Source organism: Candidatus Cloacimonadota bacterium, assembly GCA_034661015.1.
In the GTDB taxonomy this organism is placed as follows: domain Bacteria; phylum Cloacimonadota; class Cloacimonadia; order JGIOTU-2; family JGIOTU-2; genus JAYEKN01.
In genome coordinates this window covers 1-2,904 of sequence record JAYEKN010000169.1, presented here as the reverse complement: position 1 = coordinate 2,904, position 2,904 = coordinate 1, and the positions used below count along the sequence as shown (strand labels likewise).

Below are 2,904 nucleotides of genomic sequence, written 5' to 3'. Positions count from 1 at the left end.
CTTCAATCCGTCTGTGCCTTTTGGGGCGGCGGAATGTTTGATCTTCCAATAAGAAAGCATTGCTCCGACTATTTTTCGATTGGTTTTATTATCATCAATAATGAGGATTTTTGCTTTGCTAATGTCCACGGATTTTACGGATTTTGGCTCTTCTGCTGGGTGGTCTGAATTTTTAAGGGTGATTGTAAACCAGAATGTAGAGCCTTTTCCTTCTTCGCTTTCAATCCCAATTTCACCGCCCATCATTTCTGCGAGTTGCTTTGAAATAGCAAGCCCCAGACCTGTCCCGCCGAATTTTCGGGTAGTGGAACCATCTGCCTGAGTAAATTTATCAAAGAGTTTACTCTGGTTTTCTTTTGAAACACCGATTCCTGTGTCGCGAACAGAAAAACGGAGTACAGAAGAATCTTCCATTTTCTTTTCCAAAGAACATAAAACTGAAATTTCACCCTTTTCCGTAAACTTTACAGCATTTCCAGCAAGATTTGTTAATATTTGTTTCAATCTTCCCGAATCGCCTTTGAAAAATTTTGGAATTCCCGGGACAACGCTGCAAATAAATTCGAGCCCTTTTTCCTCTGTGCGAAAAGCCATTGTCTTGGCAAAATTATCCATCAGTTTTCTCAGATCAAAATCTATTTCTTCAAGATCCAATTTTCCGGCTTCAATTTTGGAGAAATCAAGAATATCGTTCAGAAGAGACAAAAGTGATTTCCCACTAATCTTAACTGTTTCTGCAAACTGACGTTGCTCTTTATCGAGGTTGGTGTGAAGAAGCAGGTCGTTCATACCGATAACTCCATTCATAGGAGTACGGATTTCGTGGCTCATATTTGCCAGGAATTCTGATTTTGCCATATTTGCTTTAGTAGCATTTTCCAGCGCAATATCAAGTTCCGCATTCTTATTTATTATTTCCTGAGAACTTTGCTCCAATTTTGTAGAATAATCCCGTGTTTTCGTCTGTGCCTTTTCAACTTGATTACCAAAATAAACGAGAGCAGACAAGCCAGATATTACGCCAAATACATGGATGAGCCAGAGTCTCCATTGGGCATTTTTTTTCTCAAAAGGAATCGTAACGCTAATTCCTCCTCGAATATCTCCAATTTTGTAGCCTTGTTTTGCATGGCATTTGAGGCATCCTTCTGTTGTTATAAGCGGTGCCATATAACGATAAACTCGAACTCCGGAACTATCTGAAACAAATTTTCCGTATTCTTTTGTTCCTTTTTCAAAACTTTTCAGAGCTTCTGTTTCCCATGGTGTGGCTTTATTGGCTGGTCTTATTGGATTCAGACTGGTTATATGGAAACGGACATCTCCCCTTTCTTGAGCAATTTCCGAAGTTTGTCTTGTCATGTAGGCTGGATTTATTTTGGTTAATTTAATTCCATTCTTAGTAGTAACATCGCGATTCTTGTCATCTAAATAAGGATTGGGTTGAACCTTTTCGCTTATTGGAACATATACACCGCCGTGTCCGGCATTCCAGGCACGAGAAATGACTGCTTGTTTAAAAAAAGCCTGTGAGCCCTTATTTGCAAGGCTTATTTCATTTTTAGAATCAATTTTTAAATTCCAAATCAGAGAAAAGGAAATCGCAATTATCCATAAAACAGCAACAGCTAATAAAAATTTTTTCATAATTCTCCTATTTTAAAATTTTAATTATAACCATGTAAACCCGACAGAAAATAATTTACACCAAAAAATGCAAACAAAGCTAATAAAAAACCTGTAATTGATAATATCGCAGCTATTTTGGATCTTATTAAATTTGTTAAACGTAAAGTTAAGTAAATTGCATAAATAACAGCGGTTATCAGAGCCCAAGTTTCTTTTGGGTCCCATCCCCAAAATCTTCCCCAGGCGTAGTGAGCCCAGATTGCTCCAAAGATAATTCCTCCCAAAGTATAGAACAAGAAACCAATAGTATTTGTAATATATGCCAGCCTGTCTATTTCCGCTTTTCGCTTGTTTTCCGTAGCGTTCAAATAGCAGATGGAAGCAATAAAACCTACAGCAAAAAACGCTTCCCCGATAATAGCCATAATTACATGCCACACCAACCAAGACGAGCGAAGTGCTGGTATTAGAGGTAAAATCGTTTTGGGAAATAAGGGGGAAGAAGCAAGAGCCAGCAAAATCATGACAAGGAGATTTGCTCCAAAAACGATAAATGCTTCGGCACTCTCTTGCCTCTTTAATCTATAAAATATCAGAATGAATAGAATTATAGCGGAAAAAATTAGGAGAACTTCAAAGGTATTCGTTACCGAAAAATATTGAATAAAAAGGCTACGCTGGATTATAATGAACACCAATAAAAAAAACGATATGGATAAAATATAGTGTGAAATCGGATCGGGACGATGGCTTTCCCGTAAAAGAAAATAAATCTGAATTGAAAGGGCTAAAAGAACCAAAGTAAAGGCAATAGTCGCCAACAGAAAATTGGTCTCAGCAAATTGATTAGCGGTAAAACTAAATTTTGAAATACTTGTCATTGTCTAATTTTATCGGTTAAGATAATTTTATACCTTTTCTTTATTGTTTTCTGAAAATAATTTGCTTGCTTGTAAGCTATAATTTTTTCCTTCATAAAGATACTCACAAAAACCCCACCTATCAAAATAGTGCCCCACCATGTCAAACATTACACTATTTTCGGGGGTCGTTCAAAATTTCTTTAATTTTTTTGCAGAGCAAAGCAGCACTATAAAGTGCGTATTGTTTTTGAAATGTGTTTGCATTAACATAAATTGCCACCGGAAGAGTCCACTCCAAAAGAGCAAGCAAATACGGGAGGATATCCGTGATGTTTTTTTTTGGAGTAAAACATCCGTGATGTTTTAATGAATGTTTTTAAAAGAGCAACATCACGGATGTTGCACTCCAAAA

The 2,904-nt window shown here is 36.9% G+C and carries 2 protein-coding genes; both read right to left on the bottom strand.

What is annotated here, in order from left to right; genetic code table 11:
• Window positions 1–1,647: ATP-binding protein (locus U9P79_06480; GenBank protein ID MEA2104269.1), on the bottom strand; the 1,647-nt coding region annotated here is incomplete at its 3' end.
• Window positions 1,648–1,667: 20 nt separating this feature from the next.
• Window positions 1,668–2,510, bottom strand: coding sequence for a cytochrome c biogenesis protein CcsA (ccsA, locus tag U9P79_06475; protein MEA2104268.1), 843 nt, complete (start codon window positions 2,508–2,510; stop codon window positions 1,668–1,670).
• Window positions 2,511–2,904 lie beyond the last annotated feature (394 nt).